The organism is Hornefia butyriciproducens (genome assembly GCF_009695915.1).
Lineage (GTDB): Bacteria > Bacillota > Clostridia > Peptostreptococcales > Anaerovoracaceae > Aminicella > Aminicella butyriciproducens.
In genome coordinates, this window is the sequence record NZ_VUMZ01000006.1 from 136,365 (window position 1) to 162,321 (window position 25,957).

General features: G+C 52.8%; 25 protein-coding genes and 1 riboswitch. Of the genes, 10 read left to right on the plus strand and 15 right to left on the minus strand.

Annotated elements, in window-relative coordinates; genetic code table 11:
• The first annotated feature begins 8 nt into the window (after positions 1 to 8).
• From FYJ64_RS07630 to rnr, 4 genes are all read left to right on the plus strand, one after another.
• Positions 9 to 914, plus strand: coding sequence for an RluA family pseudouridine synthase (locus FYJ64_RS07630; RefSeq protein ID WP_154574582.1), 906 nt, complete (start codon positions 9 to 11; stop codon positions 912 to 914).
• Positions 915 to 1,015: 101 nt separating this feature from the next.
• Positions 1,016 to 2,005 (plus strand): choloylglycine hydrolase, encoded by a 990-nt coding sequence (gene bsh, locus FYJ64_RS07635; RefSeq protein ID WP_154574583.1) that lies wholly within the window; start codon positions 1,016 to 1,018, stop codon positions 2,003 to 2,005.
• Positions 2,006 to 2,150: 145 nt separating this feature from the next.
• Complete coding sequence (locus tag FYJ64_RS07640) at positions 2,151 to 4,235, plus strand: bifunctional 4-hydroxy-3-methylbut-2-enyl diphosphate reductase/30S ribosomal protein S1 (protein ID WP_154574584.1); 2,085 nt, start codon at positions 2,151 to 2,153, stop codon at positions 4,233 to 4,235.
• Positions 4,236 to 4,279: 44 nt separating this feature from the next.
• Positions 4,280 to 6,286, plus strand: coding sequence for a ribonuclease R (gene rnr / locus FYJ64_RS07645; protein ID WP_328596997.1), 2,007 nt, complete (start codon positions 4,280 to 4,282; stop codon positions 6,284 to 6,286).
• A 6-nt stretch (positions 6,287 to 6,292) separates the two neighbouring features.
• On the opposite strand, the gene FYJ64_RS07650 is transcribed toward rnr, so the two are convergent.
• Genes FYJ64_RS07650 through FYJ64_RS07685 form a run of 9 tightly spaced genes read right to left on the minus strand, consistent with a single transcriptional unit; the run spans position 6,293 to position 13,414 of the window.
• Positions 6,293 to 6,895 carry a hypothetical protein gene (locus tag FYJ64_RS07650; RefSeq protein WP_154574586.1) on the minus strand — a complete coding sequence of 201 codons (603 nt, stop codon included), beginning with the start codon at positions 6,893 to 6,895 and terminating at the stop codon, positions 6,293 to 6,295.
• Positions 6,892 to 7,689: a TadE/TadG family type IV pilus assembly protein gene (locus tag FYJ64_RS07655; protein ID WP_154574587.1), complete on the minus strand. Its 798-nt coding sequence runs from the start codon at positions 7,687 to 7,689 to the stop codon at positions 6,892 to 6,894. The genes FYJ64_RS07650 and FYJ64_RS07655 overlap by 4 nt, the downstream gene beginning before the upstream one ends.
• Positions 7,690 to 7,726: 37 nt before the next feature.
• Positions 7,727 to 8,953, minus strand: coding sequence for a DUF5702 domain-containing protein (locus FYJ64_RS07660; protein WP_154574588.1), 1,227 nt, complete (start codon positions 8,951 to 8,953; stop codon positions 7,727 to 7,729).
• Positions 8,937 to 9,275: a TadE/TadG family type IV pilus assembly protein gene (locus FYJ64_RS07665; protein WP_154574589.1), complete on the minus strand. Its 339-nt coding sequence runs from the start codon at positions 9,273 to 9,275 to the stop codon at positions 8,937 to 8,939. Before FYJ64_RS07665 ends, FYJ64_RS07660 begins: the two co-directional genes overlap by 17 nt.
• On the minus strand, positions 9,268 to 9,423 hold the full coding sequence (locus FYJ64_RS11355; RefSeq protein WP_206045593.1) for a hypothetical protein: 156 nt from the start codon (positions 9,421 to 9,423) through the stop codon (positions 9,268 to 9,270). The genes FYJ64_RS07665 and FYJ64_RS11355 overlap by 8 nt, the downstream gene beginning before the upstream one ends.
• A 1-nt stretch (position 9,424) precedes the next feature.
• On the minus strand, positions 9,425 to 10,444 hold the full coding sequence (locus tag FYJ64_RS07670; protein ID WP_154574590.1) for a type II secretion system F family protein: 1,020 nt from the start codon (positions 10,442 to 10,444) through the stop codon (positions 9,425 to 9,427).
• The gene (locus tag FYJ64_RS07675) at positions 10,434 to 11,174 is read right to left on the minus strand and encodes a type II secretion system F family protein (protein WP_154574591.1); all 741 of its coding nucleotides are present in this window, start codon (positions 11,172 to 11,174) and stop codon (positions 10,434 to 10,436) included. Before FYJ64_RS07675 ends, FYJ64_RS07670 begins: the two co-directional genes overlap by 11 nt.
• On the minus strand, positions 11,164 to 12,357 hold the full coding sequence (locus FYJ64_RS07680; protein WP_154574592.1) for a CpaF family protein: 1,194 nt from the start codon (positions 12,355 to 12,357) through the stop codon (positions 11,164 to 11,166). Before FYJ64_RS07680 ends, FYJ64_RS07675 begins: the two co-directional genes overlap by 11 nt.
• Positions 12,320 to 13,414 carry a P-loop NTPase family protein gene (locus tag FYJ64_RS07685; protein ID WP_154574593.1) on the minus strand — a complete coding sequence of 365 codons (1,095 nt, stop codon included), beginning with the start codon at positions 13,412 to 13,414 and terminating at the stop codon, positions 12,320 to 12,322. The genes FYJ64_RS07680 and FYJ64_RS07685 overlap by 38 nt, the downstream gene beginning before the upstream one ends.
• A gap of 94 nt (positions 13,415 to 13,508) precedes the next feature.
• Positions 13,509 to 13,623, plus strand: a riboswitch (FMN riboswitch).
• Between the two features lie 302 nt (positions 13,624 to 13,925).
• Between FYJ64_RS07685 and ribD the strand changes: the two genes are divergently transcribed.
• From ribD to ribH, 4 genes are all read left to right on the plus strand, one after another.
• A complete protein-coding gene (ribD, locus tag FYJ64_RS07690) occupies positions 13,926 to 15,086 on the plus strand; it encodes a bifunctional diaminohydroxyphosphoribosylaminopyrimidine deaminase/5-amino-6-(5-phosphoribosylamino)uracil reductase RibD (RefSeq protein WP_235897148.1) in 1,161 nt (386 codons plus the stop codon).
• Positions 15,068 to 15,715: a riboflavin synthase gene (locus FYJ64_RS07695; RefSeq protein WP_154574594.1), complete on the plus strand. Its 648-nt coding sequence runs from the start codon at positions 15,068 to 15,070 to the stop codon at positions 15,713 to 15,715. The genes ribD and FYJ64_RS07695 overlap by 19 nt, the downstream gene beginning before the upstream one ends.
• The gene (locus FYJ64_RS07700) at positions 15,715 to 16,938 is read left to right on the plus strand and encodes a bifunctional 3,4-dihydroxy-2-butanone-4-phosphate synthase/GTP cyclohydrolase II (protein ID WP_154574595.1); all 1,224 of its coding nucleotides are present in this window, start codon (positions 15,715 to 15,717) and stop codon (positions 16,936 to 16,938) included. The genes FYJ64_RS07695 and FYJ64_RS07700 overlap by 1 nt, the downstream gene beginning before the upstream one ends.
• A 203-nt stretch (positions 16,939 to 17,141) precedes the next feature.
• The gene (gene ribH, locus FYJ64_RS07705; RefSeq protein ID WP_154574596.1) at positions 17,142 to 17,603 is read left to right on the plus strand and encodes a 6,7-dimethyl-8-ribityllumazine synthase; all 462 of its coding nucleotides are present in this window, start codon (positions 17,142 to 17,144) and stop codon (positions 17,601 to 17,603) included.
• A 41-nt stretch (positions 17,604 to 17,644) separates the two neighbouring features.
• Here the strand turns inward: ribH and FYJ64_RS11560 are convergent, their stop codons facing one another.
• The 6 genes from FYJ64_RS11560 to FYJ64_RS07735 all read right to left on the minus strand — a co-directional run bounded on the left by FYJ64_RS11560 (position 17,645) and on the right by FYJ64_RS07735 (position 22,939).
• Positions 17,645 to 18,667 (minus strand): C40 family peptidase, encoded by a 1,023-nt coding sequence (locus FYJ64_RS11560; protein WP_235897149.1) that lies wholly within the window; start codon positions 18,665 to 18,667, stop codon positions 17,645 to 17,647.
• Between the two features lie 443 nt (positions 18,668 to 19,110).
• Positions 19,111 to 20,055, minus strand: coding sequence for a diacylglycerol/lipid kinase family protein (locus FYJ64_RS07715; protein ID WP_154574597.1), 945 nt, complete (start codon positions 20,053 to 20,055; stop codon positions 19,111 to 19,113).
• 1 nt (position 20,056) lies between these two features.
• The gene (locus FYJ64_RS07720) at positions 20,057 to 20,767 is read right to left on the minus strand and encodes a DUF1287 domain-containing protein (protein ID WP_154574598.1); all 711 of its coding nucleotides are present in this window, start codon (positions 20,765 to 20,767) and stop codon (positions 20,057 to 20,059) included.
• Positions 20,768 to 20,889: 122 nt separating this feature from the next.
• Positions 20,890 to 21,510: a TIGR04100 family radical SAM protein gene (locus FYJ64_RS07725; protein WP_154574599.1), complete on the minus strand. Its 621-nt coding sequence runs from the start codon at positions 21,508 to 21,510 to the stop codon at positions 20,890 to 20,892.
• A complete protein-coding gene (locus FYJ64_RS07730; RefSeq protein WP_154574600.1) occupies positions 21,510 to 22,346 on the minus strand; it encodes a YihY/virulence factor BrkB family protein in 837 nt (278 codons plus the stop codon). Before FYJ64_RS07730 ends, FYJ64_RS07725 begins: the two co-directional genes overlap by 1 nt.
• Positions 22,343 to 22,939 carry an XTP/dITP diphosphatase gene (locus FYJ64_RS07735; RefSeq protein WP_154574601.1) on the minus strand — a complete coding sequence of 199 codons (597 nt, stop codon included), beginning with the start codon at positions 22,937 to 22,939 and terminating at the stop codon, positions 22,343 to 22,345. Before FYJ64_RS07735 ends, FYJ64_RS07730 begins: the two co-directional genes overlap by 4 nt.
• Positions 22,940 to 23,092: 153 nt before the next feature.
• On the opposite strand from FYJ64_RS07735, the gene FYJ64_RS07740 reads away from it, so the two are divergent.
• A complete protein-coding gene (locus FYJ64_RS07740; RefSeq protein WP_154574602.1) occupies positions 23,093 to 24,004 on the plus strand; it encodes a D-2-hydroxyacid dehydrogenase in 912 nt (303 codons plus the stop codon).
• Between the two features lie 15 nt (positions 24,005 to 24,019).
• Positions 24,020 to 25,717, plus strand: a complete 1,698-nt coding sequence (locus FYJ64_RS07745) for an Ig-like domain-containing protein (protein ID WP_154574603.1) — start codon at positions 24,020 to 24,022, stop codon at positions 25,715 to 25,717.
• Positions 25,718 to 25,957 lie beyond the last annotated feature (240 nt).

Sequence of the window (25,957 nt, forward strand, 5' to 3'; positions counted from 1 at the left end):
GAGGAACTATGCGCGAATATACCTTTGTTGTCAGCAAGGAAGACGAAGGCGTCGGCATCCGCCGGATGCTCCGCAGAAATTTCCGTTTTTCCTCCCGTCTCCTGACCCGGCTCCGGGCGCAGAAAAGCGTCTATCTGAACGATCAGGTGCTGGAAGGCTGGATGAAGCCGAAGGAGGGCGACATCATCCGGGCAGTTCTGCCTGAGGAAGCCAGCCATTTTCCGGAGGAGGATATCCCCATCGAAGTGCTTCACGAGGATGAAGATCTGCTGATTCTGAACAAGCAGGCCGGCGTCACCGTCCATCCCACAAAGGGTCATGCCTCCCACACCATCGCCAACGGGCTGATGAAATACATGCGGGAAACGGATCAGCTGTTCAAGATTCGTTTCGTGAACCGACTGGACATGGACACCTCCGGTATACTGATCGTCGGGAAAAATTCCCATACACAAGACGATCTCGTCCGGCAGATGCACGGCGGCGGAATGGAGAAATCCTATATTGCTCTGGTTCACGGCATCATCGAACAGGAGGAATTCACCATCGACCGACCCATCGGCAGACCGACGCCGGACAGCGTGACCCGCTGCGTCCTTCCCGAAGGACAGGGTCGGCCGTCAGTGACCCGCGTCCGGGTGCTGGAGCGCTACGAATCCGGCTACACACAGGTGCTGCTGCGCCTGGAAACAGGACGGACTCACCAGATCCGCGTCCATATGTCCTGGCTCGGGCATCCCGTTGCAGGGGATTCCCTGTACGGCGGCGACGCGCCTGAACTCATCGGGCGGCAGGCACTCCACGCCTGGCGGATCCGGTTTCTGCACCCGGTCAGCAGGCGGCCCTCCGAGATCACCGCTCCCCTGCCCGACGACATGATACGCGCCATTGAGAAGGCCCGGCGGCTTCGATAATACCCGACGGATCCGATAATACCCGCCGACACACTGACACAGGAACAACACAAAAAAACTGATACAAAAAAACTGATACAATCTGAAAAGGAGGCTCTGCTATGTGTACTGCAGCAACTTATACGACAAAGAATCATTATTTCGGAAGAAACCTGGATCTTGAATTTTCCTACCACGAAACCGTGACGGTCACTCCTCGCCGAAAGGTTCTTCCGATGCGCCACACTGACGCTCTGGAGGAGCATTACGCGATGATAGGAATGGCCTTTGTAGTTGAGGATTACCCTCTCTACTATGACGCCACGAATGAAAAGGGACTGTCCATGGCCGGTCTTAATTTCCCCGGAAACGCGCATTACAATGCACCGGCGGACGGGCACCGGAACCTCGCATCCTTTGAACTGATCCCCTGGATTCTCGGACAGTGCGACACCGTCGAACAGGCCCGGAACCTTCTGGCAGATGTCAACCTGACCGACACAGCGTTCAGCCCGCAGCTTCCGCCGTCTCCCCTGCACTGGCTCATCGCAGATCAAAAGGAATCCATCGTGTTCGAGCAGACGGAAAACGGAGCCCGGATATTTGACAACCCCGTGGGGGTAATGACCAACAACCCCACCTTCGATTACCATATGCTCCATCTGCAGGACTACATGAACGCCTCCGCACAGCTTCCGGAAAACAGACTCGTGCCCGGCGTCGGACTGGAGCCGTACAGCAGAGGTATGGGAGGCTTCGGGATTCCCGGTGATCTTTCCTCCGCCTCCCGTTTTGTCAAGGTCGCATTCACGAAGATGAATTCTCTGTCCGGCGACAGCGAAGAGGAAAGCGTCAGCCAGTTTTTCAAGATTCTCGGCTCTGTAGAGCAGCAGAAAGGATGCTGCAGGCTGGGAACTGATGAAGACGGCAATCTGCTTTGCGAGTACACCATCTACTCCTCCTGCTGCAATATGGATCGGGGAATCTATTACTATACGACCTACGAAAACAGCGGAATATCCTGCGTAGACATGCACCGGGAGGATCTGGACGGCGATCGGATGGCAGTCTACGAGCTTCAGAAAGAGCCCCGGATCTGCAGACAGAACTGACCGGCACATCACCGCAGTATTTAATGCGTGATCAGCCATTGAATGTGCCTGAAATATCAGTAATACAGGGATCGTATTCGGCGGCCGCGCGCCGCGGTGCACACATCATACAGCGCGCAGACACCGCGCACAGGAGGTACAACTATTGGAAATCATACGAGCAAAACATTCCGGCTTCTGCTTCGGCGTCAGGCAGGCCATCGACACCACGATGAAGCAGATCGGCCGGAACGCCGGCGGCCACATATACACCTGCGGCCAGCTGATTCATAATGCCACCGTCACCGACGAGCTCGCATCCCGGGGCGTCGGTATCATCAACTCGCCGGAGGAGGCGTCATCCGGCGATACAGTCATCGTCCGATCCCATGGAGAGCCGAAGCGGTTCTACAGCACGGCCCATGAACGGGGGCTGCACGTCATCGACGCCACCTGTCCCTTTGTCGCCCGGATTCACACGCTGGTTCACGACGCTTACGCACGGGGCGCTCATATCGTCATCGTCGGCGACAAAAAGCATCCTGAAGTAATCGGCATCAACGGCTGGTGCGAAGACACCGCTTTCATCGCTTCGACTGCGGAGGAGGCCTCCCTTTATCCGTTTACGGATGCGTTCGTCGTAAGCCAGACCACCCTCAATGAAAAGGTATTCGATGAAATCACCGGAATGCTTCGTCGTATGGGCGTGCGTCTCGAGATACAAAACACGATCTGCAGCGCCACACGAGAGCGGCAGCAGTCAGCCGCCGAACTGTCAAAACACGTGGACGCCATGGTCGTAATCGGCGGCAGAAACTCCTCAAACACAAAGAAGTTGTACGAGATATGCAAAAAAAATCAAAATAAATGCTTTTTTGTCGAAAATAATAAAGATTTACCGTTGAAACAATTGCAAAAATGTAATAGAATAGGTATTGCGGCGGGTGCCTCGACACCCGAACGTGTTATTAAGGAGGTTATTTCTACAATGAGTGAAAACATCACCAACGAAAACAACATTTCAATGGCAGATTACATGGACGAAATCGATGCATCTTTGAGACTCCCTCACACCGGAGACATCGTCACGGGGAAAGTTGACCAGGTGAACGACAGCGAAGTTATCGTGAACATGGGCTGCAAAAAGGACGGCATCCTTACAGCGAACGAGGTATCGCTTGAGGAAGGTCAGAAGCTGACTGATTTATTCAAGGTGGGCGATGAAGTCCAGGCGAAGGTCATCAAGACAGATGACAGCGACGGAGGTATCCTCCTGTCGAAGAAAAGACTGGAAGTTAACGAGCATTGGAACGAAATCAATGAGGCTCTCGAAAATAAGACACCTATCGACGTCAAGGTTGTCAAAGCTGTTAAAGGCGGCGTGATCGCTGTCTACAAGGAGGTTTCCGGATTCATCCCCCTCTCCCAGCTTTCCAACAAGTATGTGGAGAGCGCCGATGAGTTTCTGGGACAGGTTCTTTCTGTCAAGGTCACCAGAGTGGATCAGAGAAGAGGCCGTGCCGTATTCTCCCACAAGGCGGTTCTGGCAGAAGAGCGGCAGAAACAGATCGATCAGATCTGGGCTGCCCTTAGCGTGGACGATATCGTGGAAGGCACTGTCATGAGATTCACCGACTACGGTGCGTTCGTAGATCTGGGCGGAATCGACGGTCTGCTCCACATCTCTGAAATCTCCTGGGGCAAGCTGAAGCATCCTGATGAGGTTCTGCACATCGGTCAGAAGATCAACGTCAAGATTCTTTCCATGAACAAAGAAAAAGGCAAGATCTCTCTGGGTCTGAAGCAGACGACTCCGGAGCCCTGGTCCGTCATCGAGGACAATTATCATGTCGATCAGATCGTCAGAGGTAAAGTCGTTCAGCTGAAGGAGTACGGTGCGTTCGTAGAGCTGGAGCCTGGTCTGGACGGACTGGTTCACATCTCTGAAGTTGCGAACAAGCGCGTTGCAAACATCGGCGATGAGCTCACTGTCGGCCAGATGGTCAATGCCAGAATTCTGGACATCGACACTGAAAGAAGAAGAATCAGTCTCTCCATCAAGGACGCGATCGGCGAAGAAGCCGAAATTCCTGCAGAGGAAGCGCCGGTGGAAGACACTCCCGCGGAGGAGGACGAGTCCTCTGTCGTAGAGGTTGAAACAGCAGTTGAAAAGGCAGAGCATCACACCCCGGAAACCGAAGAGGAAGTCGTGGAGGAATCCGCGGAAATCGGTACAGCTGAGGAGATTTAACTCTGGCCGCTTCAATCAGAGTTTAAAAGGCGGATCACCGAACGGTGGTCCCCTTTTCATATCTTCATTCTGTACATAACACAAAGGAAACGAGTCTCAAGATGAAAATGAAAAAGAAAAAAAGCGGCACAAGGACCGGTATTCTGGAAAAGACACGAAACGGCTCAGGTTTTGTCCGCTCTGAGTACGGTGACATCTATATCGACCGCTCCAACATCGGAGGAGCCATGCATGGCGACCGGGTGCGCGTTGATCTGCTTCCCCCTCAGTTCTGGGGGAGAAATCCCGAAGGCATCGTCGACAAAATTCTGGAACGCGGCAGCCGTGAAATTGTCGGAACCTATCACAGGGGAAAGCGCAGTGATATGGTAATTCCCGACGACCGCCGCAATTCCGATAATATTCTTGTCCGCCGTTCTGCGTCAAAAAGCGCCCGGGACGGTGACCGGGTCGTGTGCGTCATCACTCGCTACCCCGGTCGGAAATCGCTGGCGGAGGGTCGTTTGACGGAAATTATTGCCCGCCGCGGTGAAGTCGGCGGGGAAATCCGTGCAATGATCCGCGCCGCCGGACTGAAAGTCCGCTTCCCTGCCCGCTGTGAAGCCGATGCCGCAATGAAAGCAACGCAGATCATTACACCGGAGGATATTGCCGGCCGGCGTGATCTGAGGGAAAAAACAATCATCACCATCGACGGTGCGGATTCCAAAGATCTGGATGACGCTGTGTCCATCGACCGTCTCTATAACGGCAATTACCTGCTGGGTGTCCACATCGCAGATGTCAGCCACTATGTCTCCGCCGGATCTCCTCTCGATCGTGAGGCCATGTGCCGCGGAAACAGCGTTTATCTGCTGACACAGGTCATTCCGATGCTTCCAAAAAGTCTCTCCAACGGTATCTGCAGCCTTTTCGAAGGCGTTGACCGTCTGACGCTGAGCTGCGAAATGGAGATCGACAGGAACGGCAATATAGTCAACCACGATATCTACGAAAGTGTCATCAATAATAAGGCCCGCATGGTCTACGACGATGTTTCCGACATTCTGGAGCACCGTGATGAAGCGCTGATCCAGAGATATCAAAACATCTGTGACAGTCTGCTCCTGATGGAGGAACTGGCGGAAATTCTCCGGGAGAAACGGAAGCGTTCGGGCAGCATCGACTTTGACTTCGATGAAGCGGACATCACACTGGGTGAGCGGGAGATTCCCGTTGATATTTCCATCGCTCCACGACGGACTGCGAACCGGATGATTGAAGAGTTCATGCTCGCCGCCAATAAGACCATAGCAGAACATTTCTATCAGTTTGAGGCGCCGTTTGTCTACCGCGTCCATGAAAAACCCGACCCGGCAAAAATTATGGAGCTGCGTCAGTTCCTCGCCGGATTCGGCATCGACCTGCGCGGAAACGCAGACAACGTTCACCCTGCCGAACTAAACCGCATTCTGGATCTTGTTCACGGAAAACCTGAGGAAAATATCGTCAGCACAGTGCTTCTCCGCTCCATGACGAAAGCGTATTACAGCACCGAATGTGCCGGCCATTTCGGACTGGCCTTCCATTACTACTGCCACTTCACCTCCCCTATCCGCCGATATCCGGATCTGATCGACCACCGGATCATTAAATCCTTTCTCCGCGGAAGCGTTCCGGCAGGCGTCCTGAAGAAGTATCGCCGTTCTGCGGAGCAGGCCGCGGAAATCGCGTCTCAGACGGAACGCCAGGCGCAGGAACTGGAGCGCGATGTGGAGAAAATGAAAAAAGCGCAGTATATGAAGGATCACATCGGAGAGATACACGACGGTATTATCAGCGGAGTCACCGGCTTTGGGATCTACGTTCAGCTGCCCAATACGGTGGAAGGCATGATTCGCCTTTCTGATCTGAACGACGATTATTATATCTTTGAAGCTGAAAAGTACCGGCTCATCGGTGAGCGCACCCACCGTGTCTTCGCGTTGGGTGATCGGATTACAATCGAAGTCCTGAATGCAAATCCCGATGAACGTCAGATTGATTTCGGTCTTGCAGAGAGAGACAGCTGATCTGAATTATTCTCTGTGCCCGGATAAGGCTCTTCGTTCGCCATTTCCATCGGCAGCGCTACGGCAATCATTTTCTGTATCCGAAGGATGTTCCGCACTTTTCTGGCGAAGCATCTCGATGCGATGACCTATGATATCCAGACCGGATCTTCCGGCTGCCACGATTTCCACGGCCCTGTGCAGACAGGAATTGCCGCGCCCCGCAGCCCTGCGTTCCATTCCCTCCATAATCCGCTGAAGTTCCCGAAGCAGTTCTTCCCGATTGTCATATCTCCATGGCTGATAAAGCAGCGCCGCATTCATAGAATCCGGACAAACCCCCATAACCTCTTCACAGATCCGATATTCACCGATAAAAATGCAGTGCTGCTCCGCCCGGATCATTCCTTCAATCAATGACGAAACCAGTGTAAGCGCCTGTTCCTCGGAAAGAGGTCCGGCCGCGGCAAGGGGGACATATCCGGCGACCCTGTAAATCGCCGTTTCCTCTGTATCTCTTTCAATAAAATTCACCGGCATAAAAATATCGCACAGTTCCCTGCTTAGAATTTCCTTCTGATAAGATCGGAACATCCCCTTCCGATAAGTCCGTTCAATATATCCGTTCATGCTCCTCCCTTCTGCTGCGAAACTCCCCGCGGTACACCGCCGCATTTCCCGCATGGTGTATAACCTTTCTCCACAGCCTGATTTTTATCTGTCTCGATATAATAACGGCTCACTGCGCTGCATCCCGCCAGATGATAAGCTCTTCCTGTGTCTTCAAATACAAAGACCGGACTGCCGGCTGACGCCTTCCCCGCTCTGCAGTTGGGGCATGGACGATATCTCCTCCGGATTTCCTCTGACAGGAAAGTCTGATGACAGTTTGCTTTCACAAAGGAGCATGCCCTGGAATGATAACACCTGCCCGCCTTTGGAAAAATGCAGACGATCCCCCCTCCTCTTCCTCCGCCTCTGTAATAGGCGCCGGTAAATGTTCTTCCTTCGATTCTTCCGTCAAACCGGATCCTTCCGAATGCGCCGACCGGAGTTTTTTCATGAAACACCGCCCGGAATTTCAGTTCGATTCTGTCCCCGGTGCCGTCCTCTTCAAAGCGGTATCGAAAACCCGTGACACGAAAGGACGTCACTTTTGATTCTTCAGCAGGTACGCGTGCCTGTACAGACAGCGGAAGTGCCGCCCGACTGCTCCGGACTGCAGATTTTGCCATCTCAAGCCGCATCTCCTCACACACATCAAATGTGATCCTCTCACAGGTTGAGATTACCGGCATGATTCCGATCAGAAGCATCACAGCAATGATGAAGAAAGGAATAACGACGGCAGCTTCAACAAGATAACTTCCGCGTCTGTTATTGATATGCCTTATCTCCCTGCTGCCGACACATTTCCTGTGCATGCCATCAGGAGTATTAAGACTTTTCTCATGTCTGTTTTTAATACATTTTCCGAACATGGACTCTGCTCCCGTTGATTTTTAGTTCTGCGTCAAGTCCGCAGCTGTAGTTGCGAATACGAAAACTTCCGTAATAACAGCGTCTCATGTTAATCTGGATCAGATCCATCGCTCGCATGATCTTCACCTCCCGATTCATCGCATAGAGCAGCACCGCGAGATATCCCCCGTAATCCGGCCCGTCCACATTCCCCGGATCCACATAAGGGGTTCTTTTCTTCAGCGAGGAGTTCCCCTTTTCCGCAGAGAAACTCCGGATGACTGATTCCAGATCAGTGGCCCAGGATTTCCTGTCCTTCATCCATGGAACCTTCTTCCCGTGCTGAAGGAGCTGACAGTCGTTCCACGCCTCCGCAGCCGCCCACGCCGTCTCGACAGCCTTCTGCATGGCCGGCTGAGCCTCCGGTGCGAGCAGCGCAGCAGCTGCCGCTGTTTTTGCCTTCATCTCCGGCTCCTTCAGGATATATGCCAGATTCAAAGCAGTCCGCATCGTCATCAGCGCACGCTTTACCGTCCTCTGATTTTCCTTGTCCGATTTCTTTCCCGCAAGAACATATTCCACCTCTCCCCGAAAATATACCGGACTCGTTTCCTCATCCAGAAAGTCACGAAAAAATGTCTGAATGTACCGATCCTCAAAATACCGGTCGCTTCCTTTCTTCACCGGATTCTCCTTCTCACTCCTTCCCAGCTGTTTCAGTGACGGCATTCTCATGCCTTCCCGCATTCCCGCTGACGGAAGCTCCTGAAGCGCAGACTCTCCATCTACCGGAGTATCTGCGGAAACCGCGGCACGGATCCCGCAGTCCGGTTTTTTGACAACACCCGCTGCGACAAGTTTTCCCGTCTTCACCGCCTGCTCACGAAAGTTCCGCACTGACGCAAGACTGTATTCATACAGTTCACAGCTGCTTCCCTCATACCTGATGTATCTTTTATCAGCGAAGGAGCGCTGCGCATAGTCGTCGATTTTCTCCGATATGTCAGACTCAACGCCGTAAAATCCGAACAGTCCATATCGATTCCTGAGGTTCAGATCATATTCTCCCAGAACCGATTCACACCAGAGAAGCCCGGCTTCGGCGGCCACTCCCTTCACGGCCAGCATTTTCGACGCGTGAACAAATGTCATGATCACGGTAATCATTGTCACCAGCAGCATTGCCGCCAGCACGGTGACCGATCCTCTTTTATTCATCTTTCTCATGAAACAAATCTCCCATACGCACTCCGTCCGCCGGATTCAGTACATAACACCTCCGGATCCGCTTCTGCTCCATCCGGATCTTCACCGCACCTCTCATTCCGACGCCTGTTTCGTATGATTTCTTCTGTACGGCAAAGATACGGTTATCCGCAATGCTTGCTTCTGTAAGTGCGATATGCGCCGCTGACTGCTCCTGCTCTGCTCTGTAGAAATACAGCAGTACCATAAGCATACTGAGAAGCATCAGAATGAGCAGCGGTATCACGATGGCCGCTTCCACCATTTCTGCTCCGCGCCGGTTCCTAAGAATCCCTTTAACCATTCAGATTCTCAAAGGTCTTGTTTACAAATTCAGTAACCTCCGTCTTGAAGATCAGACCTACTGCAATTGCCAGAGCAATCAGCAGAGCGACCTGCACCATTTCCATCGGACACACCATGCCCTTCTTTTCCTTCAGCTTTCTGAACATTTCATACTCCTTTCACCTGCAGCATCGCCGGAGCCGCAGTAATTACAATCAGTACCATCAGCAGCATTGCCAGCGGCAGCGATAACTTTGTTTCCGCCAGCTTTCCGCGTTCCGCCGCAGCCTGCTTCCGTTCCTCCCAGAGAGTCGCAGCGTCCTCTCTGAGTTTTCCGGTCATATTCGTTCCTTTTCGCTGATTGTCTGAAATCAGATTCACCAGTCTGGAAAAGGAACGGTTCCCGATAGCCCTCGCCTGTTCTTCCAGAAGCGGAACAAGATTCCGTTTCCCACTTCGGGCAGAATGCTCCAGCTCTACGATCATACCTCTGAAATAATCGTCCTTCACACCGTGCTTCTGATATCCTTCTGCGATTCTTGCGAACGCATCCCGAAAAATGAGCCCGCAGTTCATCATCAGCAGGAGCTGGTCACAGAATGATGGCATCGACCGAAGTATGCTGCTGCGGCGTCTCTCTGCCGCTTTTTTCTCCTTTTCATTACGTCCCGCGTATAAAAACAGAAGATAGAAAAAAGGCAATACCATGACCTTCAGCGGGGAGCGGTTCGGAACACGTTCCCATCGCAGAACTGCCCCTTCTTCTGTTTTTGTCGGAAGCATGATTTTCCTGCCTCTGCGCTCCTGAAGTTTTGCCTGGACTTCGGAAACAGAACGTTCAAGTTCCGCCACAGAGTCCTTCTCCTTTTTACTTCTGCCGGGAATTCGCTCTGCCTTTTCCCCTCGCAGTGTGACTAAAAGTTCTTTCCGCAGACTTGCCTCCCCGGAACGGATTTCGACCGTCAGCGGGAATGTGCTTTCCCTTCCGTCATCCTCCCGCAGGATTCCCACCAGCCGTCCCCGCTCGTTTACGATAAACCGGTTCCCTCCTCCTGTTCCCCGAATCCACAGAAGCCCTGAAACTGCGGCTGAAAAAAGAAAAATCAGGGCAATCTTCCGTCTGTTTTCCGACATTCTGACCAGCTCCCGCAATTCCTTCAGCGGAATTCTCCATCCTTTATACTTCAATTTTCGTCATCCTTTCTATCAGGCAGAAGGCTCCCGCGCTGACCGCAAGCGCAAGACTCATCAGAACCCGGCCCGCCCAGGTTTCGTACATCACTGCAATATATTCCGGCGAAGAGAAACGCAGAAACAGGATCACAAGAACGGGCATCGCCGTGATAATCTGCCCCTCAAGCCGCTTCTGACTGCTCATGCGCCTGATCTCACCTTCTATATTTGTCTTCTCCGTAATGATCCGTGCGGTTTCCGTCATTGCCCCGACCAGATCGCCTCCGCTTTCCCGGCAGATCAGGAACGCCTGTGCGAACTCATGAATCTCTTCAATTCCCGTCCGTTCAGCCAGTTCCAGAATCACCTGCGGTTCTGCGGCTCCCTGCCGATCCAGTTCCCGGAGCATCCAATTCAGTTCCTTCATGATCAGATCCTGCGGCCCATAGATTCCGGAGAGCTCCTGTCGGGCATTTTCCATCGCATCCCGCATATGGCACCCTGTAGCGAGAGATGCGGAAACTGAATGGAGAAAATCGCAGAATTCGATCCGCAGATCCCGCCTGCGCCTATCACACGAAACCTGCTCCATCATTCTCTTTCCCGGTTTGTACAGAAGTGCGGCAACCGGAACCGGAAGCAGTGTGTTGTAGAATATCACGCTGACGGCAGCCGCACATAACAGCAGTCCCATACAGAAACCCACCTTCTCCCGTACCGTCAGTTCAAACCTGTCATAACGCATTTTCCTTTCCTCCCAGCGCCAGTCTGTGCCGGTTTCGCAGTTCTTCGGAAGTCCGGCGCAGTCCTCCGGCGTCCTCCCTCACATATAGCGGATTCAATACATATTCTCCGCCTTCAAAACCGATAAGCTCGGAAATCTCCATCACCTGACGCGCTCCTGAGGCGTTCCGTACGAGATGAACCATGATATCAATCCCTTCTACAATCTGCGCACGAATCGCATCCATCGGAATATTCGCTGACATCAGATACATCGCCTCCAGCCTGCGCAGCATCCCGGAAACGGAATTACCGTGCCCGGTGGACATGCTTCCGGAATGGCCGGTGTTCATGGCCTGAAGCATATCCGCCACCTCTGCGCCCCGCACTTCGCCCACGATGATCCTGTCGGGCCGCATTCTGAGACTGGTCCGTATCAGCATTTCCATTGTGATTTTCCCCTTGCCGACCGAATTCGCGTTCCGGCACTCCATCTGCACAAGGTTGGGAATCTGTTCCAAATTCAGTTCCCGGGAATCTTCAATAATGATCACCCTTTCCTCCTTCGGGATAGCGTCCGCCAGTGCATTGAGAAAAGTCGTCTTTCCAGAAGAGGTTCCTCCGCTGACGAACACATTATATCCGCAGCGTACCAGAGTACGCAGATCCTCTGCGCATTCCTCTGTCAGCATTCCGCCTGACACCATCTGCCGCATGGAAATGTGTTCCCGGGAAAATTTACGTATCGTCAGTACCGGTCCGTCCAGCGCTACATTGGAAAGAACTGCATTTACCCGTGAACCGTCGCTGAGCCTCGCGTCCAGAACCGGATTCATTTCTGTAATCTCCCGATGCACACTGGCCGCAATGAACCGGATCACTTCCTCCAGTTCTTCCTCGGATTCAAAGGATTCAGGCGCTCTGTAAATGCCCCGCCGATCTTCCAGAAAAATCCTGTCGATTCCGTTCACCATCACCTCATTGATTTCCTCATTCTCAATATACGGCTGGATCACGCCCAGACGGTACACGAATCTGGAATTCAGCCAACGGATCAGTTCTCCGCATTCTTTCAGCGGAAATCCGTCCTTCCTCTCCAGCACAACGGATTCAATGATATCCTGCAGTTCCTGTTCGCCCGCATTTTCCTCCGCTCTGCGCCTCACCTCATCGCAGAGTCTCCTCCTGGTCTCGTATCTGTCCATATTCACTGCAAATCCCCGCAATTTTCTTTGTCAGAACCGCTATATCCCTTCCGTAATTCCGACGCAGATTGATTCTGATCTGACCGTTCATCCGGATAAAAGAAGTCCTGTCACAGCAAATGCTGCATACCTTTTCCCCGCGCTCTTCGCCAGATCTCGGTCCGCACAGAACCTGAATCAGAGCCGGTGCGGTCTCCATAACACGATGCAGCATCGCCTTTGTAAACACCGTCTCCTGGGACGGCTCCCTCTGTCGCAGAAGTACTCCGCAGTCACAGCGTTTTAACGCATGGAGATCACGTCTCCGGAAATCATTTCCGAGATCCAGCAAGATATAATCGTACCGCCCCATCTGATCCAGCGCCAGAATCAGCCGATCCAGAAGTTTCTCATCAATATCCTCTGCAATCTCGTTAAACGCCGAAGTATTCAGATAATCCGGATCCCCGTCTCCCGCAATGACAGATTCCATCCACAGAAGAATCTGCTCCTTCCTCTCCCCGCTCCGGTTCAATTCATAAATCAGTCGTCTGACCGCCGTACCGCCTTCCTGACGGAAATACCGCACGGAATCGTTCACTGTCTGCAGATTCAGATAAATACAGCGCTTTCCGTAGAGAATTTTCATCATCCTGGCAACTGCAACGGCGCACGCTGTTACTCCCGTTCCTCCGCTGACTGCGGCAAAGGCTACAAGGCGGCTCCTTCTGCACTCCATGGGTTCAAACGGCCGTCCCGTGATTCGGTAATACTGGTACACAATCTGTCTCGCCAGCGATGAGCAGGCTTCATAGCGATATAAAATCCCGCGTTCCGGATCACTCCTGCAGCGAATATCGGTCAGCTGAACAGCGGAGGAACCCCCATCTGCCCCCTCATCCACCAGAATCAGCTCACAGGTTCTCCCGTTTTCCATATGAAACTGAATGCACCGCGACTCTCTGGAAATCCCACGCGCCAGCGCCATAGCGAAATCCCGATCGGCGATACATAATCCTACATGAATGATATCCATATCCGGCTCCCTTCTGTACCATGAGAATAACAATTTCCCCATACATCGTCAACCATTATTTACCATTTCTATAAATTTCATACAACTCCCTTACTCCCTTGACAGACGCTTCCTTTCGGTATACAATGATGTCAATTGAAATCTTCGGGGCAGGGTGAGATTCCCTACCGGCGGTACAGCCCGCGAGCCGACAGGCATGATCCGGTGAGATTCCGGAGCCGACAGTATAGTCTGGATGAGAGAAGATCGACAGCAGAGTTCTTTTGTTGCTGAAACATGTCCCGGAATCATTGATTCCGGGTTTTTATTTGATGAGCCGTCATCTCCGGCATCCGACTCCCCCGAAGCCTCAAGAGGCTTCTTTTTTTAATACGTGCCCGGATATCGGATCGTGCGCCGCGGCACTGATGACGAACTGCCGTCATCATTAAGTCCGTCGCTGATTCCGACGCTGATCATGAACAGACACTGAATCATACGCTTCGGCACAGCTGAAAAGGAGCTGACAGTCAGGCAATCAGACAAAATCAGACAGACCCGAACCAGACAGGAGATGATGAACATAATGGATCTGATTAACCAGAGCGAACAGGACAAAACATATATGGAGCAGGCGATACGGCTCGCCCGCCGGGGCGCAGGCTTTGTGAACCCCAATCCCCAGGTCGGCGCTGTAATTGTCAAGAACGGGCGCATCATCGGACAAGGCTGGCACAGGAGGTTCGGCGAGCCCCACGCAGAGAGAAACGCCCTCGCCTCCTGTACGGAAGACCCAGCCGGGGCCACACTTTATGTCACGCTGGAGCCCTGCTGCCATCAGGGGAAAACGCCTCCCTGCACTGAGGCCGTCATCGAACGCCGGATTTCCCGCGTCGTCATCGGCTCCGGAGATCCAAACCCGCTGGTTTCCGGGCGCGGAATCGCCCGCCTTCGGGAAGCCGGAATTTCCGTAACAGAACATTGCCTCCAAAAGGAATGTGACGCGCTGAATCCGGTATTCTTCCACTATATCCGCACCGGCCTTCCCTTTGTTACCGCGAAATACGCCATGACCCGGGACGGACGGATCGCAACCGCAGGCGGCAGTTCCAGATGGATCACCGGCGAGGCTGCGCGGGCACATGTCCATCACAGCAGGGGTCGGAACATGGCCATCATGGCCGGCCTCGGCACCGTCCTGGCAGACGATCCGGAACTGACCTGCCGCGACAGCCAGGGACTTTCTCCGGTGCGCATCATCTGCGACACGGAGCTGAACACTCCTCTCAGTTCAAGACTGGTACAGACAGCTGCAGAAACCGGTCCGTCTCTGCGTCAGCCCCGAACCGTCATCGCCACCGCAGAGGACTCTCCCCTGCGAACAAAACCCTACGAGGAGCTTGGCGTAAAATTCCTGACGCTCCCCCGCGGAGCGGACGGACACATTGATCTCAACGCGCTCGTCCAGGCAGTCGGAACGATGCAGATCGACAGCATCCTGCTGGAGGGAGGCAGCGAACTGAACTGGTCTGCACTGAACTCAGGAATCGTGAACCGGGTACAGACCTACATCGCGCCGAAAATTTTCGGCGGTGCGAAAGCCAAGGGGCCGGTGGGCGGTGCCGGAGTAGATTCACCGGAGCATGCCTTCATGCTGACAGACAGCCGGATAACCCGGATCGGCGAGGACTATCTGATAGAAAGCGAGGTGGAACTTTGTTCACAGGAATCATAGAAGAAGTCGGTACAGTACGGGCCATACGCCGCGGCGGAACTGAAGCCAGAATTACTATCGCCTGCCGCCGGGTACTGGGAAAAAGCGGCTCCATGAGCAGCGATCCCTCTGGGGGCGCGCCAACCCGCATCGGCGACAGCATCGCCGTAAACGGAGTCTGTCTGACTGTAACAGAACTGGGAAGCGGAACCTTCACCGCCGATGTAATGCCGGAAACCTTCTCCCGATCCTCGCTGGCGGCTCTCCGCCCCGGCGTCCGTGTGAATCTGGAGCGGGCCATGCCGGCGGACGGACGGTTCGGCGGTCACATCGTAACCGGCCATATCGACGGTACAGGGACGATCACAAAACGCACCCGTGACGGCAACGCCGTCTGGTTTACCATCACCGCAGCGGACGAGCTGATCCGCTATATCGTGCAAAAAGGCTCTATCGCCATCGACGGCATCAGTCTGACGGTGGCAAATGTGGATCACACGCCGGGAAAAGCGGAATTTCAGGTTTCTGTTATTCCGCACACTCTGTCCGTCACCGCACTCTCCGACCGTCAGAGCGGCAGTGTGGTAAATCTCGAGACCGACATCATCGCCAAATACACAGAACAGTTATTCAGAAAGGGGAATCTGTGATGAACAAAAAAGAAAACGGAAACGAATTTCAATTCAGTACCATCGAAGAAGCCATTGAAGATCTGCGCCGCGGCAGACTGATTCTCTGCACCGACGATCCGGATCGGGAGAACGAAGGCGACTTCATCTGCGCCGGTCAGTACGCCACCACAGAAAACATCAATTTCATGGCTGTCCACGGCAAAGGCCTGATCTGCATGCCGGTCGGTGAAGAAGTCACCCGACGCCTGAATCTGACCCAGATGGTCACCGACAATACTGATAATCATGAGACGGCCTTCACCATCTCCATCGACCACGCCGATACCACCACCGGAATATCCGCTGAGGAACGCGGATTCACCACCCGTAAGGTTGCGGATCCCGGGAGCAAGGCTTCTGACTTCCGCCGCCCCGGGCACAATTTCCCGCTCCTGGCCAGACCCGGCGGCGTACTGGAGCGCAACGGGCACACTGAAGCAACCATTGATCTGATGCGTCTGGCCGGCCTGGAACCCGTGGGAATCTGCTGTGAGATTATGGATGAAGACGGAACTATGATGCGCACGCCGAAGCTGAAAAAGCTGGCGGCGAAATATGGCATAAAATTCATCTCCATCAGGGCACTGCAGGACTATCGGAAGAAGCATGACATTCTTGTTGAAGAGGTTGCCAACACATCCCTTCCCACCCGGTACGGAGATTTTCGCGCCATCGGTTTCATCAACAGACTGAACGGCGAACATCATGTTGCTTTGGTCAAAGGTGAAATCGGCGACGGTGAGAACATTCTCTGCCGCGTCCACTCTGAATGCCTTACCGGAGACGCCTTCGGTTCCAGCCGGTGCGACTGCGGACAGCAGCTGGCCGCGGCCCTGACCGCCATCGAAAAGGAAGGCCGCGGGATTCTTTTGTATATGCGACAGGAGGGACGCGGCATCGGTCTGATCAACAAGCTGAAGGCCTATGAGCTTCAGGATCGGGGAATGGACACGCTTGAGGCAAACGTGGCGCTGGGGTTTCCGCCGGATCTGCGGGAGTACTACATCGGCGCACAGATTCTGAGGGAACTCGGCGTCTGCACAATGCGACTTCTGACGAACAACCCGCAGAAGGTCTACGAACTCAGTGAATACGGCATGGAAATCATCGAGCGGGTTCCCATCCAGATGAAGGCAAACTCCCATGATCTTTTCTATCTCAGAACAAAGCAGAACCGAATGGGACATATTCTCGACTACTGAAGCCCCGGACCGCGGCATCTGCCGGCCGTCTCACCGGATCACAGAACAGACACGGCTCCGCACCGATCCGTAAAACTTTCTGAGCGGAGGCGGAGACAGATGTCGAAAAGTCCGGGACATCGACCTGAGGGATATAAACCTCAGACATAAATATCAGACAAGAACGTCAGATGAAAACATTAAAAGAAACGGAGGATTTAACAATGATTTATGAAGGAAAATTAGTAAACAAAGACATACACGTGGGTGTCGTCTGCGCCCGTTTCAACGAGCTCGTAGTCTCCAAACTCCTGAGCGGCGCGATGGACGGTCTTAAACGTCATGAAATTCCCGAAGAGAATATCGACGTCGCCTGGTGCCCCGGCGCGTTCGAAATTCCGCTGACCGCAAAAAAAATGGCCCTCTCGGGCCGTTATGACGCGGTAATCTGCCTTGGCGCCGTAATCCGCGGCGCAACCTCCCATTACGACTATGTATGCGCAGAGGTTTCCAAAGGCATCGCGGCCATCGGTCTGGAAACCGGCGTTCCGGTGATGTTCGGCGTCCTGACCACAGACAGCATCGAGCAGGCTCTGGAAAGGGCCGGTTCCAAGGCCGGCAACAAAGGCTATGACTGTGCCCTCGGTGCCATCGAGATGGTCAACCTGATTCGCCAGATCGGATAACGATCCGACCGTCTGCATAGCGCGGCAGTCTGTCTGCCGCGCTATCCGAATATCCGCCGGACAGTCAGCACTCTTTTTCCGTTATATCCGATCGTAGAGATCGTGATTCCGTTCTGTTCATTCATCGCATGGATGATCTGATTGTTTCCGATATAGATTCCGATATGTCCGTAGAAGCAGATCAAATCGCCCGGCTGCGCCTCTGCAAGCGAGACGCCTCTTCCGTACGCCCGGTCCGCACCGGCATCGTGAGGGAGCTGAATTCCGTAATGAGCGTACAGCGCCATTACGAATCCGGAGCAGTCACAGCCTTTTGTGAGACTGGAACCACCGTACACATAGGGATTTCCCAGAAACTGCCTTGCATATTTCACCAGCGCCTCGCCGCTCTCACGGCTGTACTGTGTGCCCAGACTGGTCGTGGTCTCGCCTTTCGCGGCCTCTCGGGTTCCGGTTCCCCGGAGGACCACCTTATCGACCGCCTCTTCCAATGTTTTACTGCTGAGAACTTCAGAATCCACCTCATCACCGTTCAGAGACGTGGATGTCACCGTCTGTGTCTTCACGCCACTCTTTCCTTCGGATTTCACTGCGGTGGTATTCAGTGCCGCTTCACTGGATTCTTTATATACAGTCTTATAATCCAGCTTATATTTCTTTGCGACCGTCTGTTTCGTGATAACGTCCACGACGGGGCTCTTCCCGTCCTTCTTCACGGTCACTGCGGCAGCGGTCTCCTCAGCTGAGGAAACCTTCGGTTTCCTGTCGAATTTTCCATAGAACTTCTGTTTCACGCTGAGCGTGGGATTCAGTTTTACCTTTACGTTCTTTGCGCCTTTTTTTGTGTAATTCTGCTGAATCAGACGGATCGCCTTCTCCGCCTCCGCTTTGGATGTCAGTGTCGCAAGGGTCTTGTCGCCGCCTTCCACCGTCCAGTAATCCTTCGCGGCGTAAACGCCCGTCGATGTAATCAGAACCAGGATAAGCGCCAGAATTTCCACTGCGATGACCGCATAGATTCTGTGCTTCTTCCGGCTCGAGGCATCGGAAATCTTTTTTATCATGGCTCTCATCGGTTCCTCTCTCCGTCTGTCTTATTTCCCCTGTTATATACAGTCAGCTCCCTGAACACCCCTTTGCAGTCATTCCCTGCAAACATAAGCACAAATCCTTTCCTTTATGTTTCTTCTATGCTTCTTTCCGGTTTCTTCTGTTTCTGTTCATGTCGCAGCTGTACCAATAAAAAATATCCTATTCTATATACAAGGCACTGTCAACTGCATAATGTTCATTTTCACATAATTTTCACAGATGCTTTCACCATTTTTATTGGAATTTCAAGCATTAAACAGGCCCGGAAATTATTAAGATTTCTTAATAATTTCCGGGCCCTTGATTCATTAATATGTTATATTTGGTATATTGATACATTCACACCGTTGCTGAAACTTGCTTTCGATTTACGATAAGCAATATTTCGGAAACCAGTGCTGTGTTCCGGAGGGCGTCACAGTTTTCCTTTGTTCCCCGCTGTTCGCAGAACGTCCTGCGCCGCGGCGTTGTCCCTTCCGACCATGATGCGGATCGCGCTCCTGTTGTTCCGGATGCTGATCTCCTCGCTCCCCGGCTGATATTCCCCGTCCAGCGTCCAGGGCATATCCGGATCCGCCTCAATATGCAGATTTCCTGAGCTGAAGAACGACATCATCGGACACTCCTTATATTTCCCCTGCGTCAGCGCCATGGTAATCTGCGTGAGCTCAAAGATATTTTTGGGGGAACGGATCAGCAGGACCTCGAACAGGCCATCATTCATGTCCACCAGTTTTTTATCCAGAGTGATGATTCCTCCCATTGAGGTCGAATTGCATACAGCGCCGAAAATGTACTCTCCGCCGTAGACCCCCACCTCATTCCGGACTCTCAGTTTCAGCGGCTTGATGGATGGGATGTCACGGATTCCCTCCAGGATGTACGCCAGATGCCCCAGCGTGTTTTTCAGATCCTGAGGCACGCTGTAGCTGGTGGCCGTAAAGGCCCCGAAGGAAGCTACATAGGAAAAATACCGGTCGTTGAAGCTTCCGATATCCAGCGTTACCGGCACTCCCATCACGATATCCTTTGTCGCCTGAATGATGTTTCTGGAAAGCCCGAGACTGGCTCCGAAATCGTTCGTACTGCCTGCCGGAATATATCCGATAGGAACCTTCGAGCCCGACTCCAGTACTCCGGCCACAACCTCATTAAATGTCCCGTCGCCGCCGATACATACCACCAGGTCAAATTTTCTGCTTCTGGTCCGTGCGATCTCCGTGCCGTCTCCCCGGCCCGCCGTCGTCGCAACCACAGTTTCATACCCTGCCTTGCAGAGAATATCCGTGATCTGAACGAAATGCCGGTTCGCCTGTTTAGTTCCCGCGCACGGATTAATGATTACCAATGCTCTCTTCATCTCAATTACTCCCCATTACAATTGTTTTCGGCCAGCGGTAATGCCCTGTGAGTTTCAGACCGCTGTCATTGAAAAGACGATCTTCATCCCCTGCCGGGTCCTTCCCGTGCTGGATAATATACGGATATCCCAAAAAGCTTCGCATAGCAGAGACCACCGCGACATGCTGATCATCATAGACCACGAAATCGCCCGGCTGCCACGCCAGCAGATTGAACGGATCATCGGAAAGCCGCACACAGTGCCGGTCAAAGTAGACGCGCAGCACCGGTACGAGCCGGAAATCGATGGACGGATCCGCGCTCGCAATCACCTGCGAATACGCCTGAAAATTCGAAGCGATATCCTGATCCACAAGTTCCTTCAGGGTCACATCCAGTCCTGTCAGTCCCCGCCACACCACGTCTGTGCAGACGCCGATGCGCTCAGGCGGGTATCCGCCGCTGTAATACCGGTCACTGTAGGTGAGGCCGGTATTAATGTATCCCTTTGCGCCGATCATGATCCGGATCCCCTGCTGATAGGTGCATCCGTGATCTGCTGCCTGCGCCTGCGCTGTCTCTTCCTCCGGATCGACGAACAATGGGAGCATCAGAGTAATCACCCTGAACAAAAGCAGGAACAATATCAGCAGAAGCGTCGCCGTAATCACAAAGAACCGGGGTTTCAGTCTGTATCGTTTTCTTTTTTTCTGTCGTTTCCCTCTTGCCATATTCTTTCTTTCTGCCCTTTTCCGCCTTTATGCGGAACCGCGGTTCCTTTTCTTCTGTTCCGCAGTAAAGAACCGTAAATTGAATGCGCTCCGCGGCGCATGACATACTTTGTGTTCCGGAATCAGCGAACGCGGAACGGCACACCGAGACCGGCCGCGATCTCTCTGCATTTCTCAATATCCTCCACCGGAATCACGCCTACGACCGACATTGCGACATGTGGAACATACCTTTGCACATCCTTCGTGAACTTCAGCATGGCGTCGTAGGCCGCGGGACCGAATTTAGGATGGCAGAGCTCTGTATACTTCTCCGCGTCAGACTGATTCAGACTGACTGAGACGGAATCGATGATGCCTTCGAGCATCGGACAGGTCTCCTTTCCGTTGATCAAATCCGAAAGCCCATTGGTGTTGATACGGACGGACAGATCCGTATTTTCCTTGACATAACTCGCAATTGCGAGCAGATCGTCCAGACGCTCCGTAGGCTCGCCGTAGCCGCAGAATACGAGTTCCTCATAGGCGTTCAGATTCCACTCCTTCAGCATCGCGATTACCTCCTCCACTGTCGGCTCACGCTTCAGCCACAGAGAATCCGCGCTGCCAAGGGAATCCGTCATATCCCGTATGCAGAATTCGCACCGGCACGGACAGCGGTTGGTGATATTCACATAGAGTCCGCGCCCGTAGTCGTAGAGCACATCTCCGATTTCTTCTTTGTAATCCTCATAATCCGCCATTATCGTTTCCTCCTCGTATCACGAAATACTTTGTTCACCAGCACCCCGAGCACCAGCACCCACGCCAGGAAATAGAACCAGAACATGAGAGCGACCACAGAGGACATGGAACCATATATAATGTTGTAATTCACGATGTACTGAGTGTATACCACATAGAAGAACGTCACGATCAGCAGTCCCAGCGAACCGAATATGGAGCCCGGCAGCAGATCCCGCAGGCTCAGACGCTCCACAGGCATCACATAATAGTTCAGCATGATGACCAGGAAATACAGCACAGCGATCAGCGGCCACCGGAACAGGGTCCACAGCATCGTGATCTTGTATTCCTCGACAACACCTCCGACAAAGATATACAGGATTTTTTTGCCATAGACGAGAACGACGATGACAAAGGCAAAGGTCAGGATGGTGAGAACCATGGTCCTCAGCGACCTGAGCCGTTCCGTCCAGAAATTCCCCGTTGTGCGGCTGCTGCTGTATGTGTAATTTGCAATGCGCATCATCGCGAACTGAGCTCTGGAGGCCGCCCAGAGCGCCAGCACAGTCAGAACGATGTTGTTCCCGACAGAAGAGTGATTCCTCAGCAGCCCTTTAATCGTGTTCCCCATATCAGAGGTTATGTATTTATCGATCCAGTCCTCCAGAAAGTCCAGATTGTTGATATTCAAAAAACCGAGCAGCTGGGTGATCACGATAATCGTCGGAACCAGCGACAGCATTACAAAAAAAGCAATCTGCGCGGCAAATCCCTGATAATAGGGGTCTCCGAACTGCTTGATTCCCAGAAGTACCATCTGCCGGATGCGTTCCTTAACCTGATCTCGCCTCATTCATTTCCTTTCAGCATCTCTGCCAGTCTGGTCAGAGCTTTCGCCCTGTGACTGATTCTGTTCTTCTCCTCAGCGGACAGCTGCGCGAATGTGCGCTGATATCCGTCGGGCACAAAGAGCGGGTCATAGCCAAATCCGTTCTCACCGATTGGTTCGGTAAGAATATGACCTTCACATTCTCCCCTGGCCACCAGCTTCCGCCCGTCCGGCCAGACCATTGTGATTACAGAAACAAAGCGCGCGCGCCTGTCCCGATACGGAAGATCCTCCATCAGGGACAGAAGTTTTTCGTTATTTTTCTCGTCGCTGGCATCCTCTCCCGCGAACCTGGCAGAGTACACGCCGGGAGCCTCATGAAGATATTCCACCTCCAGCCCTGAATCATCCGCAATCGCAATATGTCCGGACAGCTTCATGATCTCATTAGCCTTCTTAAAAGAATTTTCTTCAAAGGTTGCGCCGTCCTCCTCGATTTCCACGTCGGGGAGACCGGCCTCATCCCGTGAGATGATGTGAAGTCCCAGTTTCGCTGTAATTTCATTCATTTCGCGGATTTTGTTCGCGTTCTTTGACGCCGCAATGATTAATTCCATGATGATACGCCTTTCAAGTCTCCAATATTACTTTCAGTACTTTGAAAAATATTATACCACATTCTTGACAATCTGTGGTATAATAATCGTTACATAAGTTATTGTCAACTGCATCGAAAATTATGTAAACCAATTTTCGGCACTGGAGATAAGATGAAGGTAGCAATTCTGGACGGTTATAACATCAACCCGGGAGATCTCAGCTGGGATCCACTGGCGAAGTTATGCGATCTGGTATGCTACGACAGAACTTCCGACGAGCAGATCATCCGGCGAAGCCGGGACATGGATGGAATCTATGTCAGTCAGTGCGTCATTACAGGGGAAATTATGGATGCCCTCCCACGCCTCCGATACATCGGCGTGACGGCAACCGGCTACGACCACGTAGATATCGCGGCCGCGAAGGCACACGGCATCGCCGTGACCAACAATCCGGCCTATTCTACCGAGGCGGTAGCACAGCACGCATTCGCTCTGATCCTGGAACTTACGAACCATGTCGGCAGTTATCACCGTTCCGTGCTTCAGGGAGACTGGTACGACAGTCCGGACTTCTGTTACATGCGCGAGTCCATCTCGCTGCTGGACGGAAAGAGCCTCGGCATTGTCGGGTACGGACACATCGGCAGACGTGTCGCCCGCATTGCGGAAGCATTCGGTATGACGGTAAACATTTACAGCCGCGATCCTGAAGCCGCGCGTAAATCGGATATTCTTACACTCCACTGCCCGCTGAACTCCGAAAATCATGGATTGATCAACAGAGATTTCATTGCCGGAATGAAAGACGGCGCCATTCTGATCAACACTGCCCGAGGCGGACTGATTCAGACGGACGACGTTCTGGAGGCACTCCGTAGCGGCAAGCTGGCAGGTGCAGGCATCGACGTTCTGGAAACAGAACCGCCGGTCCGCCCTCACCCGCTGATCGGTGCGCCAAACTGCATCGTAACGCCGCACATTGCGTGGATGCCCAGAGAAACCCGGCAGAAAGTCGTTGATGTAAGCGCGGCGAACCTCGCAAGTTATATCGAGGGCGGCACGCTGAACAGAATCATATAATGATTGAGGTACGATATGGTTTATCACAATTCACCGAAAACTTTTTTGTCGAAGGCGCTGTTTATTGCGCTCATTTTTGTCGTTGCACTGGCCTTTTTCCCGCTACTGGCGGATCCGGCATACGCCGCTTCCGGAAAAAGCGCTAAGAAGAAAACTTCAAAAGCGGATGTTCGGGTCATCAACCTGAACGCAGAGATTTCCACAAAGGGACTCAGCAAGAAGGAGAAAAAGACCCGGCGCATCGTCCGGCTGAAATGGAAATCCGCCGGCTCCAAAACAGCCACCCGGTATAAGATCTACGTCGCAAAGGGAAAATTCGATAAATACAAGAAAGTTAAAACCGTAACGAAAACAAGCGCAAAGCTCAGGCTAAAGAAACGGAGCTACCGCATCAAGGTCAGAGCCTATCACAAAAAGAAGACCGGAAAAGCGTCTTCTGTTTTCGTGCGTCCCGGAAAGAAAAACGCTACGGTCATCACCTTCACCCAGAAACCGACTGTAATTGTAGTCGGAGAAACCGCGAAAATCGTGGCTAAAGCCAACGGATCAGTTGACCATAAAGTTAAACTGTCAATCAGAAACGATAAGATCCTCTCCATAAAGAAAGGCGTCGTTACCGGAAAAAAAGCCGGTACCACCACCATCACCGCAGTCGCTCACAACGGACTCCGGAAATCGATCTCTGTACGTGTGATTCCGAAATACCCGACTAGGGTTTCCATCCTCCAGTCCTCTCAGACACTGGTCACCGGAAATAAGATTTCCCTGACCGCACAGACAGACGAGGCGGGAGACACTTCCCTCACCTGGAAATCCTCCAATACTTCCATCGCCACCGTCAGCTCCGACGGTACCGTTACGGCAAAGAAGAAAGAAGGAACTGCCACCATCACTGCAACCGCAAAGTCGGAAAAAGGTGCAAAGCCTGCAGTTTCTTCTATTGAAGTTCAGGTAATCCCCCAGTATCCGACCAAGGTGACGCTGTCAACCACGAAGCAGCAGACTGTCAAACAGGGAAAGGCAATCCAGCTCAGTGCAACTGCCAGTCAGGCAGGTGATATGACAATAAAGTGGACTTCTTCCAAAAAATCCGTCGCCACAGTCTCCTCCTCCGGCGCGGTCCAGGCAGTAGGTATCGGTACCACAACCATCACTGCAAAGGCGAAGGCAGCATCCGGTAAATCCGCCGCCTGTGCCAAAGTAAAAATTCAGGTCACCGGCACACTGGAAGGAATGGTTGTATGGGCAGAAAAAATCGCCCGGGACAATCGATTCGGATACAGCATGGGAACGAATATCAACTCCAAGGTCGATCGCTTCTGCTACTTCTGCCATGGCAGCAAAGCCTCCCGCGATTACGACTGTGCTTCCTTTGTGGCGGCAGCTGTTGCTCACGGCTATGGCGGCTCCTCCGTCATGAACGCCTACTGCTCTCACAGCGGCGGTTGCACTACCCTTTATAATACGCTGAAAAAGGCCGGATGGAAGGATAAGGGCCGTCTATCCATCAGTAAACTGAAACGTGGAGACATCCTGATCAACCCATCCCGCCATGTAGAGATCTATACCGGAGAAAAAGACAAATACGGAAATGTTCTTTCCGTTGCCGCCCATGACGACCGCGACGGCAAATCCGGCGACAGCTCTGGAACCGAGATTTCCATCGCTCCGACCAAATATTTTTCATGGACTAATGTGCTTCGTCTGGAATAAATTTTCCATATTTTTCCATTTGGATAACCGAACATCTGTTCTCGATAACCGTTCAGATTATATAGAGTAACTGCTCGGTTAAAAAAGATAACCAACGCACCGCTTCGGGTAACCGGGGCGGCGCAACAAAATACCCTGCAACCGTTACGGCTGCAGGGTATTCCTAATGCGCGATGAGGGACTTGAACCCCCACGGTCTCCCACCAGAACCTAAATCAGACGGGGAGAAACATCAGGCCA

Excerpts from the sequence above, each read along its gene's own strand:
- FYJ64_RS07675 (WP_154574591.1), bottom strand. The coding sequence starts at position 11,174 with ATGCGTTATGACAGGTTTGAACTGACGGTACGGGAGAAGGTGGGTTTC.
- ribD (WP_235897148.1), top strand. The coding sequence starts at position 13,926 with ATGATGAACATAATGGATCTGATTAACCAGAGCGAACAGGACAAAACA.
- FYJ64_RS07730 (WP_154574600.1), bottom strand. The coding sequence starts at position 22,346 with ATGAGGCGAGATCAGGTTAAGGAACGCATCCGGCAGATGGTACTTCTG.
- ribH (WP_154574596.1), top strand. The coding sequence starts at position 17,142 with ATGATTTATGAAGGAAAATTAGTAAACAAAGACATACACGTGGGTGTC.
- FYJ64_RS07740 (WP_154574602.1), top strand. The coding sequence starts at position 23,093 with ATGAAGGTAGCAATTCTGGACGGTTATAACATCAACCCGGGAGATCTC.
- FYJ64_RS07725 (WP_154574599.1), bottom strand. The coding sequence starts at position 21,510 with ATGGCGGATTATGAGGATTACAAAGAAGAAATCGGAGATGTGCTCTAC.
- FYJ64_RS07655 (WP_154574587.1), bottom strand. The coding sequence starts at position 7,689 with ATGCACAGGAAATGTGTCGGCAGCAGGGAGATAAGGCATATCAATAAC.
- bsh (WP_154574583.1), top strand. The coding sequence starts at position 1,016 with ATGTGTACTGCAGCAACTTATACGACAAAGAATCATTATTTCGGAAGA.
- FYJ64_RS07685 (WP_154574593.1), bottom strand. The coding sequence starts at position 13,414 with ATGGGGAAATTGTTATTCTCATGGTACAGAAGGGAGCCGGATATGGAT.
- FYJ64_RS11560 (WP_235897149.1), bottom strand. The coding sequence starts at position 18,667 with ATGATAAAAAAGATTTCCGATGCCTCGAGCCGGAAGAAGCACAGAATC.
- FYJ64_RS07745 (WP_154574603.1), top strand. The coding sequence starts at position 24,020 with ATGGTTTATCACAATTCACCGAAAACTTTTTTGTCGAAGGCGCTGTTT.
- FYJ64_RS07715 (WP_154574597.1), bottom strand. The coding sequence starts at position 20,055 with ATGAAGAGAGCATTGGTAATCATTAATCCGTGCGCGGGAACTAAACAG.
- FYJ64_RS07630 (WP_154574582.1), top strand. The coding sequence starts at position 9 with ATGCGCGAATATACCTTTGTTGTCAGCAAGGAAGACGAAGGCGTCGGC.
- FYJ64_RS07660 (WP_154574588.1), bottom strand. The coding sequence starts at position 8,953 with ATGAGAAAGATGAATAAAAGAGGATCGGTCACCGTGCTGGCGGCAATG.
- FYJ64_RS07700 (WP_154574595.1), top strand. The coding sequence starts at position 15,715 with ATGAACAAAAAAGAAAACGGAAACGAATTTCAATTCAGTACCATCGAA.
- FYJ64_RS07665 (WP_154574589.1), bottom strand. The coding sequence starts at position 9,275 with ATGGTTAAAGGGATTCTTAGGAACCGGCGCGGAGCAGAAATGGTGGAA.
- FYJ64_RS07680 (WP_154574592.1), bottom strand. The coding sequence starts at position 12,357 with ATGGACAGATACGAGACCAGGAGGAGACTCTGCGATGAGGTGAGGCGC.
- FYJ64_RS07735 (WP_154574601.1), bottom strand. The coding sequence starts at position 22,939 with ATGGAATTAATCATTGCGGCGTCAAAGAACGCGAACAAAATCCGCGAA.
- FYJ64_RS11355 (WP_206045593.1), bottom strand. The coding sequence starts at position 9,423 with ATGTTCAGAAAGCTGAAGGAAAAGAAGGGCATGGTGTGTCCGATGGAA.
- FYJ64_RS07720 (WP_154574598.1), bottom strand. The coding sequence starts at position 20,767 with ATGGCAAGAGGGAAACGACAGAAAAAAAGAAAACGATACAGACTGAAA.
- FYJ64_RS07650 (WP_154574586.1), bottom strand. The coding sequence starts at position 6,895 with ATGAACGGATATATTGAACGGACTTATCGGAAGGGGATGTTCCGATCT.